General features: G+C 63.8%; 19 protein-coding genes. 8 read left to right on the top strand and 11 right to left on the bottom strand.

Annotated features, from left to right (window positions below):
• Window positions 1-286 precede the first annotated feature (286 nt).
• Window positions 287-952 (top strand): FKBP-type peptidyl-prolyl cis-trans isomerase, encoded by a 666-nt coding sequence (locus ACIPW4_RS01495; protein WP_400654209.1) that lies wholly within the window; start codon window positions 287-289, stop codon window positions 950-952.
• A gap of 9 nt (window positions 953-961) precedes the next feature.
• On the opposite strand, the gene rsd is transcribed toward ACIPW4_RS01495, so the two are convergent.
• The 7 genes from rsd to ACIPW4_RS01460 all read right to left on the bottom strand — a co-directional run bounded on the left by rsd (window position 962) and on the right by ACIPW4_RS01460 (window position 7,421).
• The gene (gene rsd, locus ACIPW4_RS01490; protein WP_400654207.1) at window positions 962-1,432 is read right to left on the bottom strand and encodes a sigma D regulator; all 471 of its coding nucleotides are present in this window, start codon (window positions 1,430-1,432) and stop codon (window positions 962-964) included.
• A gap of 232 nt (window positions 1,433-1,664) precedes the next feature.
• The gene (locus tag ACIPW4_RS01485) at window positions 1,665-2,171 is read right to left on the bottom strand and encodes a disulfide bond formation protein B (protein ID WP_400654205.1); all 507 of its coding nucleotides are present in this window, start codon (window positions 2,169-2,171) and stop codon (window positions 1,665-1,667) included.
• Between the two features lie 219 nt (window positions 2,172-2,390).
• Complete coding sequence (locus ACIPW4_RS01480; RefSeq protein ID WP_400654203.1) at window positions 2,391-3,629, bottom strand: heme biosynthesis HemY N-terminal domain-containing protein; 1,239 nt, start codon at window positions 3,627-3,629, stop codon at window positions 2,391-2,393.
• Entirely contained in the window at window positions 3,626-4,726 is a 1,101-nt protein-coding gene (locus ACIPW4_RS01475) for a uroporphyrinogen-III C-methyltransferase (RefSeq protein ID WP_400654201.1), read from the bottom strand. Before ACIPW4_RS01475 ends, ACIPW4_RS01480 begins: the two co-directional genes overlap by 4 nt.
• Window positions 4,727-4,772: 46 nt before the next feature.
• The gene (locus ACIPW4_RS01470; RefSeq protein WP_400654200.1) at window positions 4,773-5,540 is read right to left on the bottom strand and encodes a uroporphyrinogen-III synthase; all 768 of its coding nucleotides are present in this window, start codon (window positions 5,538-5,540) and stop codon (window positions 4,773-4,775) included.
• A complete protein-coding gene (gene hemC / locus ACIPW4_RS01465; protein WP_400654198.1) occupies window positions 5,537-6,478 on the bottom strand; it encodes a hydroxymethylbilane synthase in 942 nt (313 codons plus the stop codon). The genes ACIPW4_RS01470 and hemC overlap by 4 nt, the downstream gene beginning before the upstream one ends.
• A gap of 199 nt (window positions 6,479-6,677) precedes the next feature.
• Entirely contained in the window at window positions 6,678-7,421 is a 744-nt protein-coding gene (locus ACIPW4_RS01460) for a LytR/AlgR family response regulator transcription factor (protein ID WP_400654197.1), read from the bottom strand.
• A gap of 310 nt (window positions 7,422-7,731) precedes the next feature.
• On the opposite strand from ACIPW4_RS01460, the gene argH reads away from it, so the two are divergent.
• Window positions 7,732-9,126 (top strand): argininosuccinate lyase, encoded by a 1,395-nt coding sequence (gene argH, locus ACIPW4_RS01455; protein WP_400654195.1) that lies wholly within the window; start codon window positions 7,732-7,734, stop codon window positions 9,124-9,126.
• A 120-nt stretch (window positions 9,127-9,246) separates the two neighbouring features.
• On the opposite strand, the gene ACIPW4_RS01450 is transcribed toward argH, so the two are convergent.
• A complete protein-coding gene (locus tag ACIPW4_RS01450; protein ID WP_400654194.1) occupies window positions 9,247-9,909 on the bottom strand; it encodes a glutathione S-transferase in 663 nt (220 codons plus the stop codon).
• A gap of 146 nt (window positions 9,910-10,055) precedes the next feature.
• On the opposite strand from ACIPW4_RS01450, the gene ACIPW4_RS01445 reads away from it, so the two are divergent.
• The 3 genes from ACIPW4_RS01445 (at window position 10,056) to ACIPW4_RS01435 (ending at window position 13,681) form a co-directional block, all read left to right on the top strand.
• Window positions 10,056-10,355 carry a hypothetical protein gene (locus ACIPW4_RS01445; RefSeq protein ID WP_400654192.1) on the top strand — a complete coding sequence of 100 codons (300 nt, stop codon included), beginning with the start codon at window positions 10,056-10,058 and terminating at the stop codon, window positions 10,353-10,355.
• A 69-nt stretch (window positions 10,356-10,424) separates the two neighbouring features.
• Window positions 10,425-10,670: a TIGR02647 family protein gene (locus ACIPW4_RS01440; protein ID WP_346612591.1), complete on the top strand. Its 246-nt coding sequence runs from the start codon at window positions 10,425-10,427 to the stop codon at window positions 10,668-10,670.
• Between the two features lie 146 nt (window positions 10,671-10,816).
• On the top strand, window positions 10,817-13,681 hold the full coding sequence (locus ACIPW4_RS01435) for a class I adenylate cyclase (protein ID WP_400654190.1): 2,865 nt from the start codon (window positions 10,817-10,819) through the stop codon (window positions 13,679-13,681).
• 32 nt (window positions 13,682-13,713) lie between these two features.
• On the opposite strand, the gene rnk is transcribed toward ACIPW4_RS01435, so the two are convergent.
• The 3 genes from rnk to cyaY all read right to left on the bottom strand — a co-directional run bounded on the left by rnk (window position 13,714) and on the right by cyaY (window position 14,803).
• Window positions 13,714-14,124 (bottom strand): nucleoside diphosphate kinase regulator, encoded by a 411-nt coding sequence (rnk, locus tag ACIPW4_RS01430; RefSeq protein ID WP_400654188.1) that lies wholly within the window; start codon window positions 14,122-14,124, stop codon window positions 13,714-13,716.
• A gap of 132 nt (window positions 14,125-14,256) precedes the next feature.
• Window positions 14,257-14,469: a DUF1289 domain-containing protein gene (locus ACIPW4_RS01425; RefSeq protein WP_054886457.1), complete on the bottom strand. Its 213-nt coding sequence runs from the start codon at window positions 14,467-14,469 to the stop codon at window positions 14,257-14,259.
• A gap of 1 nt (window position 14,470) precedes the next feature.
• A complete protein-coding gene (gene cyaY, locus ACIPW4_RS01420; RefSeq protein ID WP_400654185.1) occupies window positions 14,471-14,803 on the bottom strand; it encodes an iron donor protein CyaY in 333 nt (110 codons plus the stop codon).
• A gap of 220 nt (window positions 14,804-15,023) precedes the next feature.
• Between cyaY and ACIPW4_RS01415 the strand changes: the two genes are divergently transcribed.
• Genes ACIPW4_RS01415 through dapF form a run of 3 tightly spaced genes read left to right on the top strand, consistent with a single transcriptional unit; the run spans window position 15,024 to window position 17,319 of the window.
• Window positions 15,024-15,227, top strand: coding sequence for a lipoprotein (locus ACIPW4_RS01415; protein ID WP_400654183.1), 204 nt, complete (start codon window positions 15,024-15,026; stop codon window positions 15,225-15,227).
• 9 nt (window positions 15,228-15,236) lie between these two features.
• Window positions 15,237-16,484 (top strand): diaminopimelate decarboxylase, encoded by a 1,248-nt coding sequence (gene lysA / locus ACIPW4_RS01410; protein WP_027916966.1) that lies wholly within the window; start codon window positions 15,237-15,239, stop codon window positions 16,482-16,484.
• Window positions 16,485-16,488: 4 nt separating this feature from the next.
• Entirely contained in the window at window positions 16,489-17,319 is an 831-nt protein-coding gene (dapF, locus tag ACIPW4_RS01405; protein ID WP_400654181.1) for a diaminopimelate epimerase, read from the top strand.
• Window positions 17,320-17,327: the final 8 nt, after the last annotated feature.

Below are 17,327 nucleotides of genomic sequence, written 5' to 3'. Positions count from 1 at the left end.
ACCGCCGCTAGGGCATGTTGACAGTATTGATGGCGCCGCGTTGCATGCCTGGGCAAAGTTGTTATCTTGCAGCTCCGTGCAAGTGTAGTTGCTTAACAAAACGCTGCAGACTTTTGCGGTGTGCATGACTTGAGTCGTTTATCGTTGCATACATCGGGCGCCACCCGCGCGGCGCATCGCGGCTGAAGCCGCTCCTACATTTGTTGCAACGTGCCGAACCTGTCACGCCATGGTTGCCCGCCCAGGCGCATGACTTGCTCACCTACATCTGGAACAGAACCTGACCATGTCTCGCTATCTTGTTTTCGGCCTGTACCTGATGGCGCCAATCGCCCTGGCCGCCACCGATCCCGCTCCTGCCAATGATCACGATCTGGCCTATAGCCTCGGCGCCAGCCTGGGTGAGCGCCTGCGCCAGGAAGTGCCTGGCCTGCAACTGGATGCGCTGGTCGAAGGCCTGCGCCAGTCCTATCAGGGCCAGCCGTTGAAGCTCGAAAAGGCGCGCATGGATGCCATTCTCCAGCAGCACGAAGAGCAGGCCAGCAGCGCCGCCGAACAAGCCGAAGTGACGAAACTGCAAGCCGTGGAAACCCGCTTCATCGCCAACGAGCGGGCGCGTGCAGGGGTGCACGAGCTGCCGGAAGGCGTGCTGTACAGTGAGCTGAAAGCGGGTAATGGCGCGCAACCCAAGGCAGGCGGCAAAGTGCAAGTGCGCTATGTCGGCAGGCTGCCCGATGGCTCGGTGTTCGACCAGAACCAGCAAGCACAGTGGTTCAGCCTGGGCTCGGTGATCGAAGGTTGGCAGGTAGCGTTGCCGCATATGAAAGCCGGCTCGACCTGGCGCCTGGTGATTCCCTCGGCGCAGGCCTACGGTGCCGAGGGCGCAGGAGACCTGATCGCGCCCTATACGCCGCTGGTGTTCGAAATCGAGTTACTGGCGGTCGGCGACTGACGCCGACTTTCAGGCTTCGACAGCGCCCTCTTCCTTGTGCGCGGTGTGCAGCACCTCGATCAGGCAGTCTTCGAGCTCGAAGCGCTCGCGCAACAGGCCGCCGAGCTTGCCCAGCTTGTCGGCAAAGCGCTCGATATCCTTGCAGTCACTCTTCTCACAATGGTCGTTGAAGGCCGAGGCGATACGTGTGATCTCGTCGATGCGCGGGGTGATTTGGCCCGCCAGTTCCAGGCCTCGCGTATCGCCGAATGCCTTGGCTTCCTCGATCAGTTGTCCGCTGACCTCAAAGTGCCAGGCGGAAACGTAGTCCACCAGGATGGCGCAGAAATCCCGGTTCTTGTCCTTGTCCGCAAAAGCTGGCCTGGCGTCGCGCAAGGTGCGGAAAGCCTGGACTAGCTCTTCTCGCTCCTCGAGCCAACGGTCGATCAGCTTGTGAACCCCACCCCAGCGTTCCTGGGCGTTCTGACAACTATCGAGCATGGCGATCTCTTCCCTTCTGGGTAGATGCCGCTGCACCTCGCACCACGACCGTGCAGCACAAAGGTGACATCAGCAGGACGGCATCGAGCAGTTGTGTTTTCGGTATGCGTGCTGGGAGATTATTCCCGCGCGTGCTTAGCATCAAGGTACGCAGCAGACAAAGTTCATACAAGTGTTTAATACCCCGATGCATCACCATTGGTCGCGCTATCGAATGCCGGTATGCCCCAGGTCAAGGATTGCCAAGCGTGCGGAAACGATACGCCAGCAGGCAGCTCAAGGGCAGCGCCGCCAGCAGCAGAAACGCCAGCAGGCTCCACTCCGGCAAGGTCAGGTCGATAAAGCTCCCGGTGAGCGAACTGCAGTCGGGGCCGCCGAACAATAGTTGCCGTGCAGCTTCACGCCAGGACTGTTCGAACAGGCGCCCGATCGGCAACGGGCACAGGTGGCTCGCATCACTCGCACCCTGCAACCACACATGCCGTGCCGCCAGCAAGGCACCGCTGGCAGCGCACAGCAGGGCCGCTCTGGCGTATCGCCGCGCGCCGGTAGTGCCAGGCGCATGCAGCACCGCACACAGGCACACCAGTGCATACACGGCGATCAGCACCCGCTGGCTGAAACATAGCGGGCAAGGCACCAGCCCGGGGACACTTTCGAGGTAGAAGGACGCGCCCAGCACCGCCAGCGAGGCAAGGCATGACGGAATGAAAAACGTGCGCAGACTGGCCATCGACATGGGCAGAAAGGTCCCGGAAAGTTGAAGTGGCCTGGAACGGTAGAGGAAAGTCCGGGGTTGTTTCAAGGCGCTACTGGAATGACAAGTCGCTGTATTGCAAGGAAAGTTTCCATCCGAGCTGTAGGAAACTTCTTAACAAGAGGCTGCAGAACTAACTTTCTACCCAGAATAAATTACCAAACCCATGAGCCCGCACACTTGCACGGGCTCATGGGGCGTTCAGGCGCGTACGCCTTCTGGTAATGGCAGCGCCAGAAGACGCTCATCGATCAGGCCCAGGCCTTCTTCGAACAGCTGATTGCTGCGTTCAGTCTCGCCAAGGCTGGCAAGCAAACGCGCAAGCTCGGCACAGGCCTCCGGATTACGTTCCATGCGCAGACTGCTTTCCAGGTAGTCACGCGCTTTGCCCCACAGGCGATTCTGCAGGCTGAGGCGACCGAGTGTGAGCAACAGGCTCGGGTCTTCAGGGTGAGCCTTCAGCCAGCCTTCGGCGGTTTGTAGCTGACGCGCGGGGTCCTCACCGCGTACCAGGCCATACAGGCGAGCCAGATGGCTTTCGTACTCACGCTTGAGCGCGGTACGCAGCACTTGCTCGGCTTCGCTCTGGGCACCGACCTGGCGCAGCTGCTCGGCATAGGCCAGCACCAGTTGTGGTTCCTGGCGCTGGGCTGCTGTCAGCTGCTGCCAGGCGCGCTCAAGGGCCTGACGGGCAGTTTGCGAATCCTCGCCTCGGGTAGTCGCCAGGCCAAGGTTCTGACCCCATGCGCGCTTTTCCAACGCGGCCAGCTCGTCGGCGGGCAACACCTTGCCCTTGCGCAGGTCCGGCAGCAGGCGAATCAGCGCCGGCCAGTCGCCACGCTCCAGCTGCAGGCGTTGCAACAGGCGCAGCACCTGGGTGTTATGCGGGTGGCGCTCCTGCATGGCCAGCAGGGTCTCCAGCGCAGCATCGCGCTCGCCGCGGTCCATCTGCAGTTGGGCATGGGTAAGGGCGATGGCCAGCTCGGCCTGGGGCTGCCGAGCCAGAGCGCGCTCCAACAGGTTGTCGCTGTCTTCCTTGCGGCCTTGTTCATTGGCGGCACGGGCGGCGCCCAGGTAGTACAGCAGGGGCTGGCGCTCGGCCTCGGCAGCACGATGCAGGTGGCGCTGGGCACTGGCCCAGCGGCCCTCGGCCAAGTCCAGCTGGCCCTGTTCGATGGCGATCTGCACGCGCCGGCTGCGGTTGCGTCGCGACCACGGGTTGACCACGCCGCTGGAGGTCAGCACCAGGCCAACCAGATAGCGCAGCAGCACCAGCAGCAACACCACCGCGGCAAGCGCCGCAAGCGCCGCCCACAATCCGGACTGGTAACGGAAACCGCCGTAGGAAACCAGGACATAACCACTGTGCTTGGCCACTGCAACGCCCAGCGCTGCGGCAACCACGATGGCCAGCACGGCCAGCAGGTAGACACGCTTCATGGTTTACCCCCTTCAGCCTCGGCTGGCAGATGGCGACGCTGGATGTACGTCTGCACAGCGGCCAGGCTTTCGCTCAGGTCCGGGGTCACTACCGAGACCGGCTGCTCTGCCAGCGCGTTGAGGCTGTCGAGCATCGCTTTGCTCTGCGGGTTGTCGGCATTGAAGTTGGCCAGCAGCACGCTGCGTGCATCATCCAGGGCCTGGCTGTAGACCTTGGCCTCGCCATTGAGCGCAGCCCACTGCGCCTGCTCGATGGTCAGGCTCAGGGCCAGGCGCAGCTGGTTCAGCTGCTGGCCGGCCAGCAACGGCCGCACATTGTCATCGGCATCGAAGTCGATCTGGAAGTACTTGGAGATTTCTGCCCACCACTGCGACAGGCGACTGGCCCCATCACCATCGGCAGTCAGTGCGCCCAGTGCATCGGCATTGCTGGCGAACTCGGGCGACTGGGCGTTGAGCTGCTGCACCAGCTCGCGCTGGGCGGCGAGCTTGAGGAACAGGCCGGTGCGGTCCGGTTGCTGGGTGCTGTTGAGCGTGGCCAGGCTACGCGCCAGTTGTTCGCGGGCAGCAAAGGCGCCCGGGTCGCTCTGTTCGCGGAGGATTTCGTCGGCACCTTCGACCAGCGCCTTGGCACTGGTAATGTCCTGCAACGCCGACAAGCGCAAGGTCGCCAGGCGCAACAGGTGCTCGGCCTCGGCCAGGCGCCACTCCTTGCGGCTCTCGCCGAGTACGGTTTCCAGACGCTGGCTCAGACGCTGCTGGTCGCCTTGCAACTGCGCCACCAGGCGGCGGCGGTCTTCCAGCTCGCTGGCTGCCGGCAAGCTGGCCAGTTGCGCGCTGATCTGCTGTTCGCGCTGCTGCAAAGCCGCAGCGCGCTGGCTGAGGGCTTCGAGGTGCTGGCCCTGGTTCACTTCACTGCCCTGCAGCTGCCGCACCTGCCAGACACCCCAACCACCTACTGCGACCCCGGCCGCACCCAGCAACAGCGCCAGCACGGCCAGCCCACTGCCAGAACGCTTCACGGGCTTGTCGATGTCGGGTTGCGCCGGTGCTTGCGCCGACGGCTGATCATTGTTGGACAAGACAGTTTCGCTCACGTATCCATCCTTTGCATGGGGGCGCTTCACTCTGATGCTCAGCGCCTTAAGAGGCAGGTGCAGCAACGCGCTGCACGGCTGCCAGCAAGGCCGCGGCGCTCGCGCCACGGCAATCCACAACCTGTCGGGCCCCGGCGGCCCGGGCCTGCTCGGCGACCCGCGGGCTCGGCACGAACAACGGCAGGCTGGCCACCTGCGGCCAGTCGGCGGCGGCCATCTGCTGCAAATGTTCAAGACCCTGCCCACTGCTGACCACCAGGCCATTGAGGCGTTCCGCTTCAATGCGGCGCATCAGCGTGCCCGCCGGGTACTCCGGCAGGCAGCGACGATACAGTTCCAGATATTCGACACTAGCACCTTGCTCTGCAAGACGCTCGGCCAGCAGTTCGCGACCTCCGATGCCGCGAACGATCAGCACCCGCGCCTGAGGGGCTGCAATAGCCTGGCGCAGGGCCGCAAGCGCAAGCAAGGCTTCGCTGTCGTCACCCTGCATGGGAAATGTCACCTGAAGGCCCGCGCTCTGCAGCACCGCCGCCGTCGCCTCACCCACGGTAAACCAGCCTGTTGCCGGTGCCTGCAGGCCAGCCCGCTGCAGCTGTTCGAGCAACAGCCGGGCCGCTGGCTTGCTGACCACGATGATGGCCCGGCATTGCCCCAGCCCGGCCAGCTGGCGAAGCTGCTGGTCAGTCAAGGCAACGGGCTCGATGGCCAGCAAGGGCAGGCAGTTGCTAGCCACGCCGGCACTGGCCAGGCTCTGCGCCAGTGCCGCGCAGTCATCGAAAGGCCGGGTCAGCAACAGGCGCCAAGGGCTCACGGATGCCCGGCCTCGCCGTAGACTTCCTTGAGAATGGCTTCGGCGCCCTGCCCGAGCAGGTCTTCGGCAACCTGCACGCCCAGGGCGTGCGCCGCCTGACGCGGCGCACGGGCATCAGCCACCAGCAGCGTACCGCCACTGGGCTGGCCAACCAGGCCGCGCAGCCACAACTGGTCGCCTTCGAGCACCGCGTAGCAGGCTATCGGCACCTGGCAGCCACCATTGAGGCGTTTGTTCAAGGCACGCTCCGCGACCACGCGGTCGGCGGTATCGGCATGGTGCAGCGGCGCCAGCAATGCATGGATTTCGCTGTCGGCGCTGCGGCATTCGATGCCCACCGCGCCCTGGCCACCAGCTGGCAGGCTGTCGTCGACGCTGATGGTAGCGGTGATGCGGTCTTCGAAGCCCAGGCGGATCAGGCCCGCCGCGGCAAGGATGATGGCGTCGTATTCGCCGGCATCGAGCTTGGCCAGGCGTGTGTTGACGTTGCCGCGCAGGAAGTGGATTTGCAGGTCTGGCCGGCGCGCCAGCAGCTGGGACTGGCGACGTAGGCTGGAGGTGCCGACGATGCTGCCGGCCGGCAGAGCGTCGAGGCTGGCGAAGCGGTTGGAGACGAAGGCATCGCGCGGGTCTTCGCGTTCGCAGATGCAGTACAGCCCCAGGCCCTCGGGGAAGTCCATGGGGACGTCCTTCATCGAGTGCACGGCGATGTCGGCTTCGTTATCCAGTAACGCGGTCTCCAGCTCTTTGACGAACAGCCCCTTGCCGCCGATCTTCGCCAGCGGTGCATCGAGCAGCTTGTCGCCGCGGCTGACCATGGGCACCAGGGTCACCAGCAGACCGGCGTGGGCCTGCTCGAGGCGGGCTTTGACGTATTCGGCCTGCCACAGGGCCAAGGCACTTTTACGGGTGGCAATGCGGATTTCGCGAGTGGACATGAAACGCCCCGATCCAGAGAAATACCGCTGATGATAACAGCATCACCGGAGCCTGTAGGAGCGGCCTTGCGTCGCGAAAAGGCCGCAGAGCGGCCTCGGGGTCTGTGGGTTGGAGCATCCATCCTGGGCTGCTGCGCAGCCCTATCCGACCGGTCCGGCGCCCCGGCAAGGCCGCTCCTGCAAGGGTTCCGCGATCCTTTCAGAGCGTCTGCATCATCTTGCGCACGCCCGCCACATGCCGGCGGCTGACGGTCAGGGCATCGCCGTCGAGGCCCTTGAGGAACAGCTGGAAGTGCCCCAACGGCGTGCGTTGCAGGCGTTCGATGCGCTCGCGGGCAACCAGCGCATTGCGGTGGATGCGCACGAAACGCTCGCCGAACTCGTCCTCCAGCGCCTTGAGCGGCTCGTCGAGCAGCACCTCACCCGTTTCGTGACGCAAGGTCACGTACTTGTGGTCGGCGATGAAATAGATCACCTGGGGCAAGGGAATCAGCTCGATTCCTTTGCGCGTGCGCGCACTGATGTGGCTGCGTGGGCCACCGCCTTCACTGCCTGGCCGGGTCAGGGCCGCCAACTGGGCACGGTTGGGTTTCTCGGCCTTGCGCAAGGCATCGCGCAGGGCCTGGGGTTGAATCGGCTTGGTCACGTGGCTGAGGGTGCTGTCCTTGAAGGCCTCGGCACCGTATTCATCATCGCCGGTACAGAACACCACCGACGGTGGCGCCTCGCGCTCGCACAGGCGAGCGGCGACCTGCAGGCCATCCAGGCCTGGCATGCCGATATCCAGCAGCACCACATCGGGCTTGAGGCTTTCGATCAGTGCCAGGGCCTCCTCGCCGTTGGTGGCGCTGGGCTCCAGCACGGTGTACCCCTCCAGTTCAGCGATCAGCCGTGTGAGGCGTTCACGGGCTTGGGGTTCGTCATCAACGATCAGGACATTCATAATTGCTCTGGATTCCTGAGTGAGTCTCGCACAGGTATAGCGTAGACAAGAGCAGGTCGAGCGACACTGCGGTCACGCTCTAGACCGATACGAAGGCCAAAGATTCACTGAGCCGGCAGAATAGCTGCCAGTCCTCTGTCCAACTGTAGACGGTCCATGGAACACTGCCGTTCAATCGTTGAATATCCTCATGACCTGCCTTCATGGATGTTTTCCTGCTGTTTCAGTCGACCGATGCCCTGCGGCAAGCGGGCCCAACCCTGCTATTATCGGCGCCACTTTTTCGTTCACGCCTGCATAGAGTGAATCCATGAGCACCGACAAGACCAATCAGTCCTGGGGCGGCCGCTTCAGTGAGCCCGTCGACGCCTTCGTCGCCCGTTTCACCGCCTCGGTCGACTTCGACAAGCGCCTGTACCGCCACGACATCATGGGTTCGATCGCCCACGCCACCATGCTGGCGCAGGTCGGCGTTCTCAGCGATGCCGAGCGCGACACCATCATCGACGGCCTGAAAACCATCCAGGGTGAAATCGAAGCGGGCAGCTTCGATTGGCGCGTCGACCTGGAAGACGTGCACATGAACATCGAAGCACGCCTGACCGACCGCATCGGCATCACCGGGAAGAAGCTGCACACCGGCCGTAGCCGCAACGACCAGGTGGCCACCGACATCCGCCTGTGGCTGCGTGACGAGATCGACCTGATCCTGGCCGAGATCACCCGCCTGCAAAAAGGCCTGCTGGAGCAGGCCGAGCGTGAAGCCGAAACCATCATGCCCGGCTTCACCCACCTGCAGACCGCCCAGCCGGTCACCTTCGGCCACCACCTGCTGGCCTGGTTCGAAATGCTCAGCCGCGACCACGAGCGCCTGGTCGATTGCCGCAAACGCGCCAACCGCATGCCACTTGGCAGCGCCGCGCTGGCCGGCACCACCTACCCGATCGACCGTGAGCTGACCTGCAAGCTGCTGGGCTTCGAGGCCGTCGCCGGCAACTCGCTGGACGGCGTCTCGGACCGCGACTTCGCCATCGAATTCTGCGCCGCCGCCAGTGTGGCGATGATGCACCTGTCCCGCTTCTCCGAAGAGCTGGTGCTGTGGACCAGCGCCCAGTTCCAGTTCATCGACCTGCCTGATCGCTTCTGCACCGGCAGCTCGATCATGCCGCAGAAGAAAAACCCGGACGTACCGGAGCTGGTACGTGGCAAGAGCGGCCGTGTTTTCGGTGCCCTGACCGGTCTGCTGACCCTGATGAAAGGCCAGCCGCTGGCCTACAACAAGGACAACCAGGAGGATAAAGAGCCGCTGTTCGACGCCGCCGACACCCTGCGCGACTCGCTGCGTGCCTTTGCCGACATGATCCCGGCGATCAAGCCCAAGCATGCCATCATGCGCGAAGCGGCCCTGCGCGGTTTCTCCACCGCTACCGACCTCGCCGACTACCTGGTCCGCCGTGGCCTGCCGTTCCGCGATTGCCACGAGATCGTCGGCCACGCGGTGAAGTACGGGGTAGATACCGGCAAGGACCTGGCCGAAATGACCCTGGAAGAACTGCGCCAGTTCAGCGACCAGATCGAGCAGGACGTGTTTGCCGTGCTGACCCTGGAAGGCTCGGTGAATGCCCGTAACCACATTGGTGGTACGGCGCCGGCGCAAGTGCGTGCTGCGGTCGTTCGCGGCAAGGCCCTGCTGGCTTCGCGCTGATCAAGAACCTGGGGCCGCTTTGCGGCCCTTTCGCGACACAAGGCCGCTCCTACAGGAATTTGCACTCCCCTGTAGGAGCGGCCTTGTGTCGCGAAAGGGCTGCAAAGCAGCCCCCGGCCTTCAGCGTTTACCGCTGCGAATCATCTCCATGAAGGCCGGCATCGACGCCTCCTTGTCCGCCAAGATCCGCGCCATGTGCGGGTTCTCGCCCAACAGCTGCAGTAGCGCCTTGGCCTGCGGGAAGTCCGCCAGGAAGTCGATGCCCAGCACTTTTTTGCCTACCGCGCTCGCCAGGTCGACCGAGAAGCAGAACATCAGGTCGGCCAGGGTCAACTGCTCACCCGCCACGTAAGGCGCGAAACGACCGTTGCGCTTGAGGGTGGCAAACCCTGCCAGCAAGTCGGTACGCGCACGCTCCTTGATCAGCGGTTCCACCGCCATGCCGAAGAACGACTCGGCGTAGCAGGTACGCGCCGGCAACTCGATGTACAGTTCGATTTCCTTCAGCAGTTCGCGCACCTTAGCCTGGCCGAACGGGTCGCTCGGCAGCAACGCCTTGCCACCTTGGGTCTGCTCGATATAGTCGAGGATTACGCTGGTTTCGCTGAGGAACCCGTGTTCTGTTTCCAGTACCGGCACCTTGCCGCGCGGGCTGACCTCCAGCGCCTGGGGCGCCTGCCCGCCGTAGAAGGTGACCTCTTCAAAAGGCAGGCCTTTCTCCAGCAGGGCCAGCTTGACCATGTTGTAGTAGTTGCTGACCGAGAATCCGTGAAGCTTGAGCATGGGTTACAGCCTCCAGGCCGTATGGGAATGGCTCGGCTGTTATAGACCGTACGCAGGTGCCTGACCAGCGTCATGCACCCGGTGGATGACCGGGCATTGCCGGCACGGGCATGGCAAACTGTGCGTTCCACCACAGGAGTACCGCCATGAGCGAGCACGACGAAATCGACAATGACGAAGAAGCCTTCGCCGAGGCGACACTGACAGAGGCCATCGAAAACCAGATTGAAAGCGGCGAACCGCCCGCAGCCAAGGCCACGTTCAACAAGCTGAAACTGGTCGGCTACGAGCGCGAAGACATCCTCAACCTCATGGCCCACGTGCTGGCCATCGAGATCGACAACATGCTCAGGGATGACCGTCCATTCAACGGCGAGTGGTACGAAACCGCCCTGCGCGCCCTGCCCGAGCTGCCAGCTGAGGCAGATCAAGGCGACGACGAATAACCCGGCTACACTCCAGGATCAGGCACCGCTGGCGGTGCCGCCATCCTCGTCTGGAAGTCAGGAGTCGCCATGTCCTTTACCCCCGAACTGATCGCCGAACTGGAAGTACTCGCCCTGTTCAATCTGGACAGCCACCAGGAAGGCATCAAAGTTGGCAGCAACGCATCTCCCGCTTTGATTGCCGCTGCGAAGCGTCTTCACGAGAAAGAGCTCACCGACCAGCCCGATGGTGGCTATCTCACTAGCCTGGGGACTGATGCGGCTGAAAGCGTCCAGCTGTTGCTGACCATCCTCAAGGCCCCGCAGCCCGCATAAGTCTGTATCGGCCTCTTTGCGGGCGTGCCCGCGAAGAGGCTGGTACGGGCGCTAGAAAAATGACGTCAAAATCTCAAATGGCGCTTATCCGACCACCCCACTCAGGCTAAACTCGCCAAAGCTCCCTCGCCCGCCCTGAGTGCGTCATGAACTACCCCTACGAAATCCGCCCCGACCTCGACCAAGGTATCGACCGCAAAGAGCTGGCGACACTGCGGGCGCGTTTCCTGCACATCAACCAGGCACGGCTGGAACGCGCCATGGAGGGCCTGTCGAGCCGCCAGCAGCTGGTGCTGACCCTGCTGCCGCTGCTGTTCCACGTCAACCACCCGCTGCTGCCGGGTTACGTGTCCGGTGCCACACCGGCCGGGGTGGCGGGCTTCGAGCCGGATGCCGAACAGGTCGCCGATGCCCAGCGCCTTGCCCGCTCGTTCGCCTACAAGGCACGCCATGGCAACCCGCCACGCCCGATCCACGGCCTGTTCCTGATGGGTAGCCTCGGCTCGCTGGCCCAGGCCGAACAGAGCGACATGGACCTGTGGGTGTGCCATGCCCCCGGCCTGGCCGAGGCCGAGCGCGAGGAACTGCGGCGCAAATGCCAGCTGCTGGAGGCCTGGGCGGCCAGCCAGGGCGCTGAGGCGCACTTCTTCCTAATCGACCCGCAAGGCTTCGCCCAGGGCCAGCGCGACAGCCAGCTCAGCTCCGACGACTGTGGCACCACCCAGCACTTCCTGCTGCTCGACGAGTTCTATCGCACCGCCATCTGGCTCGCCGGTCGCACCCCACTGTGGTGGCTGGTACCAGTCTATGAAGAGCACAACTATCAGGCGTATACCCAAACCCTGCTGTCAAAGCGCTTCATTCGCAACCAGGACGCCCTCGACCTTGGCAACCTTTCGCGAATTCCGCCCGGCGAGTACGTCGGCGCCGGGCTGTGGCAACTCTTCAAGGGTATCGATTCGCCTTACAAGTCACTGCTCAAGCTACTTCTGACCGAGGTGTATGCCAGCGAGCACCCGAACGTGCGCTGCCTCAGCCTGGACTACAAGCAGGCCGTGTTCGCCAACCACCTGAACCTCGACGAACTCGACCCCTACGTGATGGTGTACCGGCGTATCGAGCACTACCTGCAGCAACGCGGCGAAACCGCGCGGCTGGAACTGGTCCGGCGCAGCCTGTATCTGAAGGTCAACAAGAAGCTGAGCGGGCTGGACCGCACCCGCAGCAATGGCTGGCAGCGCCAGCTGTTGCAGCGCCTGGCCGATGAGTGGGGCTGGGATGAGCGCCAGCTGGCCATGCTCGACAGCCGCAGCCAGTGGAAGGTGCGCCAGGTCGCCGTGGAACGCCGTGAGCTGGTGGCCGAACTCAACCATAGCTATCGCTTTCTCGGCCAGTTCGCGCAAAGCCAGGGCGCCAGCAGCCGCGCCGACCAGCGCGACCTGAATGTCCTTGGCCGGCGCCTGTACGCCGCCTTCGAACGCCGCGCCGGCAAAATCGAAGTGATCAACCCGGGCATTGCCCCGGACATCGCCGAAGACACCCTGACACTGGTCCAGTCACCAAACCGCAAGGAACCTGGCAGCCACCAGTGGGGGCTGTACAACGGTAACCTGGGGGTGCACGAGTGGGAGCATTTCAGTCCGATCAAGCGCTGTCGCGAACTGCTCGAACTGCTGACCTGGGCCCACCGTAATGGCGTCATCGACAGCAGCACGCGCCTGGCCCTGCACCCGGGCGACAGCGACCTCAGCGAGTCCGAGCTGTTCAACCTGCTGGTCAGCTTGCAGCAGAGCATCCCACTGCCGCTGGACAGTGTCAGCGAAGCACGCCTGCTGCAACCGAGCGTGGCCGACGAGATCCTGCTGCTGGTCAATGTCGGCGTCGACCCGCTGCGCCATCACCGCGACCTGAACATCCTGATGACCACGGAGCGCACCGACTCGTTGAGCTATGCCGGCGTGCGCGAGAACCTGGTGCTGACCCTCGACCAGATCACGCTCAACAGCTGGAACGAAGTGCTGGTGCAGCGCTATGACGGCGAACACGCGCTGCTGCGCTGCCTGCGCGATTTCCTCAACAGCCTGGGCCAGCGCAGCCACCGCCCGCGGTTGCGCGTGCGCTGCTTCTGCCACAACCGCGCCCAGGCCATCAGCCAGCGGGTCGAGGAGATCTTCGATACGGTGCAACTGCTGCTCGACCAGGGCCTTGACCACCGCTACCTGCTGCAGGTGGCGCAGTACACCCATGTGCTGGATCTGCAGCCCGGCCAGGTCAGCCTGGCAACCATGGCCGATCACGACGCCGTGCTCGACCACCTGGGCGAAGCGCGCAGCCGATACAGCCCGTTGCACCTGGATGGCAACGCCCTGCAGGACCACGACCTGCCTCTGCTGCTGGAACAAGGCCGGCGCAATTGCATTCAGGTGTTCTACCGTCTGCTCGATGGCTGGGCCGACCTGTACGTGCTGGATGAGTACAACGCCCTGTGGCAGCAGCGCCTGCCGTTGTTCGACGAAAGCCACCTGTTGTTGCCGCTGCAGCGTTTTTTGCGTTCGGTGGTGGTGCGCCACGATGCGCGCCTTCCGCTCGACCATCTGCAGCAGGCTTCACTGACTATCCACTATGCCCAGCTGCTGCCCTCCGGCCCGGGCAAGGCGCGCAGCATCGAGCCCCGCCCGGCACCCAGCGCTGGCGTCGACCAACCTTACTATGAGGTTCAGGCCATTCTGCAGGCCGGTGCGGGGGATGAGGTGCATGTGACGCTGTATTGCGACCAGCAGGAGTTTTCCGAGCTGGAGCATGGCGACCAACTGTATGAGGTGGTCGCCCGGCAGATCCTTGGCCAGCGGCGTAGCGCCGGGCATTACCGTTGCTACATTACCGACCTTGATCTGTCTGAGCTGCTGGAGGATGAACAGGGGTCGACCAGCCTTTACCTGCGCTACAAGCGCGAACTGGAGCAGGCGCTGAATGACGGGCTGGCTAAATTGCAGGCTACTTTGGAACCTTGAAGAACTGGGGCCGCAAAGCGGCCCCAGAAATCTCACAGATCGAAATCGCCAGCCGCCTCGGGCTGGTATTCGACTTCCAGCAACTTCAGCTTCAGGGTCTTGCCCCCCGGTGCCGGCCAGTCGATCTGCTCTCCCACCGACAAGCCCAGCAGCGCACAACCGATCGGTGCAAGGATCGAAACCTTGCCCTCGCCACCGGCATCTTTCGGGTACACCAGGGTCAGGTGGTAGTCATTGCCACTGGCTTCCTCGCGGCAATGAACGCGCGAGTTCATGGTCACCACACCGGCGGGCACTTCCTCATGGCCGACCACTTGACCTGCACGGTCCAGCTCCTCCTGCAAGGCGAGCACACCCGGCGTACTTTCGTCGAGGCTGTCGATCAGGCGCTCGAGACGCTGTACGTCCAACCGGGTGAGGATGAGGGAAGGCTTGGTGCTCATGATCCAGTCAAACTCCTTTGAACAGGCGGTTTCCTGCAGGCAGATAAAGCAAAACCCCGCCCAAGGGCGGGGTTTGTGAATGCTTATGCGTCACCGACGCACAACCCGACACTACCACAGCCGGGCAAATACTCAAGCCCGCGCGCGCAGGGCTTCCGCCTCACGGCAGATCTGCCGGCGCCGTTCGTCGTCAGCCGAGCGCCACTCGCGGATATGCTCGACATGCCGATGGCAGCCGGTGCACACACGCTGCTCGTCCAGCCGGCAGACGCTGATGCAGGGTGACGGCACCGCCGGGCTGACGTTGCTGTACAGCGGCTTGGGTGGCCGCGCCTGGCTGGTCATGTCAGATCTCGTCGAAGTCCAGCTTCTCGCCGGCCCGCTCCCAGACGATGCGCTCGAGCATTTCGTTAAGCAGCTCTTCGCTCTTCTCGCACACCCATTTGCCGGTCTCTTCGTCGTAGTCGAAGTGGAAGCCGCCGGAACGGTCGGCCAGCCACAACTGACGCAGCGGCTCCTGGCGGCTGAAGATCAGCTGGGCGCCGTCTTCGAACTTGACGGTCAGCACGCCGCCGGAATTTTCCATGTCCAGGTCCAGGCCGCTCTCGTCGAACAGGTCTTCCAGGGCCTGTTGGGTCGCGTCGACCAGATCATGGAAACGCGCTTCGCTCAAACTCATTGCAGGAACCTCGAAATTGGCTGCTTTACGGGCAAGCCGGGCAAGATACGGGCGCCGGGCCATGAATGCAAAGGTTTAGCCGCAGCCGACGCTGGCCCCATTAGCGGCGGCGAGAGCACCTAAGCATAGCCCGCCCGACGGACCGGCTCTTGCATAGGCAATCCGCCGGTCGCTCGGTATACTCGGGCGCAATACTGCATATTTCAAAGGATTTCACCCCATGAAGCGCCTGATTTCCTCGCTCGCGGCGCTGGTCGCGGTTGCCTGCCTCGTTTCGGCCTGCGGTCAGAAAGGCCCCCTGTACCTGCCAGAAGACGGCAAGGACGGCAAAGGCCCGAACAAATCGCACCAGCACCAGCACGCGCCTGCGGTCCAGCCGCAAGAAGAGCAGCCAATCCAGCCCGAGCAGACGCCAGCGCAGTAAGGAAATCAGATGAACGCTTTCAACTACCGCGACGGTGAACTGTTCGCGGAAGGCGTGGCCCTTTCGGCCATTGCCGAACGTTTCGGCACCCCGACCTACGTGTACTCGCGCGCTCACATCGAAGCCCAGTACCGCAGCTACACCGATGCCCTGCAAGGCACCGAGCACCTGGTCTGCTTCGCCGTCAAGGCCAACTCCAACCTCGGCGTGCTGAACGTCCTGGCGCGCCTGGGCGCGGGCTTCGACATCGTTTCCGGCGGCGAACTGGAGCGCGTGCTGGCCGCTGGCGGGCGTGCCGACCGCGTGGTGTTCTCCGGCGTCGGCAAGACCCGCGAAGATATGCGCCGCGCCCTTGAAGTCGGCGTGCACTGCTTCAACGTCGAGTCCACCGATGAGCTCGAACGCCTGCAAGTGGTGGCGGCCGAGATGGGCAAGATCGCCCCGATCTCGCTGCGTGTGAACCCGGACGTCGATGCCGGCACCCACCCGTACATCTCCACCGGCCTCAAAGAGAACAAGTTCGGTATCGCCATCGCCGACGCCGAAGCCATCTACGTGCGCGCCGCGCAGCTGCCGAACCTGGACGTGGTCGGTGTCGACTGCCACATCGGCTCGCAGCTGACCACCGTAGACCCGTTCCTCGATGCCCTCGACCGCCTGCTGGCCCTGGTCGACCGCCTGGCCGAGTGCGGCATCCACCTGCGCCACCTGGACCTGGGCGGCGGCGTTGGCGTGCGTTATCGCGACGAAGAGCCACCACTGGTGGCCGACTACATCAAGGCCATCCGCGAGCGTGTCGGCACCCGTGATCTGGCCCTGGTGTTCGAGCCTGGCCGCTACATCGTGGCCAACGCCGGCGCCCTGCTGACCCGCGTGGAATACCTCAAGCACACCGAACACAAGGACTTCGCCATCATCGATGCGGCGATGAACGACCTGATCCGCCCGGCCCTGTACCAGGCCTGGATGGGTGTCAGTGCAGTCACTCCGCGGGCGGGCGAAGGCCGTGCCTACGACCTGGTCGGCCCGATCTGCGAAACCGGCGACTTCCTCGCCAAGGACCGTGTGCTGAACCTGGCCGAAGGTGACCTGCTGGCCGTGCAGTCGGCGGGCGCCTATGGTTTTGTCATGAGCTCCAACTACAACACCCGTGGCCGTTGCGCGGAAATCCTGGTCGACGGTGACCAGGCTTTCGAAGTCCGCCGCCGCGAGACCATCGCCGAACTGTACGCTGGCGAAAGCCTGCTGCCGGAGTGAACCCATGCTGCTGCGCTTTACCAAGATGCATGGGCTGGGCAACGACTTCATGGTCCTCGACCTGGTCAGCCAGCACGCCCACATCCAGCCCAAGCATGCCAAGCAATGGGGTGACCGCCACACCGGTATCGGCTTCGACCAGCTGCTGATCGTCGAGGCGCCGAGCAACCCGGAGGTGGACTTCCGCTACCGGATCTTCAACGCCGACGGTTCCGAGGTCGAGCAGTGCGGCAATGGTGCGCGCTGCTTCGCCCGCTTCGTGCTGGACAAGCGCCTGACCGCGAAGAAGCGCATCCGCGTGGAAACCAAGGGCGGCATCATCGAACTGGACGTGCAGAGCGACGGTCAGGTGTGTGTCGACATGGGCCCGCCGCGCTTCGCCCCGGCAGACATCCCGTTCATTGCCGACGAACAGGCGTTGAACTATCCGGTGGAGGTCGACGGCCAGGTGCATTCGATTGCCGCCGTGTCCATGGGCAACCCGCATGCCGTGTTGCGCGTCGATGACGTGCACACCGCGCCGGTCCATGCGCTGGGTCCAAAAATCGAAAACCACCCGCGCTTTCCTCAGCGGGTGAATGCCGGTTTCCTACAGGTCATCGACCGGCACCGCGGCAACCTGCGAGTATGGGAACGTGGCGCCGGCGAGACCCAGGCCTGCGGTACCGGCGCCTGCGCCGCAGCCGTGGCCGCCATCAGCCAGGGCTGGATGGACTCTCCGGTGTCCCTCGAGCTGCCGGGAGGACGCCTGCACATCGAATGGGCCGGTCCCGGCAAGCCCGTGTTGATGACCGGCCCAGCCGTACGCGTCTTCGAAGGACAGGTTCGTCTCTAAGCGAGTAA

Origin of the sequence: Pseudomonas sp. NPDC089996 (assembly GCF_044748405.1) — a bacterium.
In the GTDB taxonomy this organism is placed as follows: domain Bacteria; phylum Pseudomonadota; class Gammaproteobacteria; order Pseudomonadales; family Pseudomonadaceae; genus Aquipseudomonas.
Note: the sequence above shows the minus strand (reverse complement) of the source record. Positions and strands in the feature narration are given on the sequence as shown.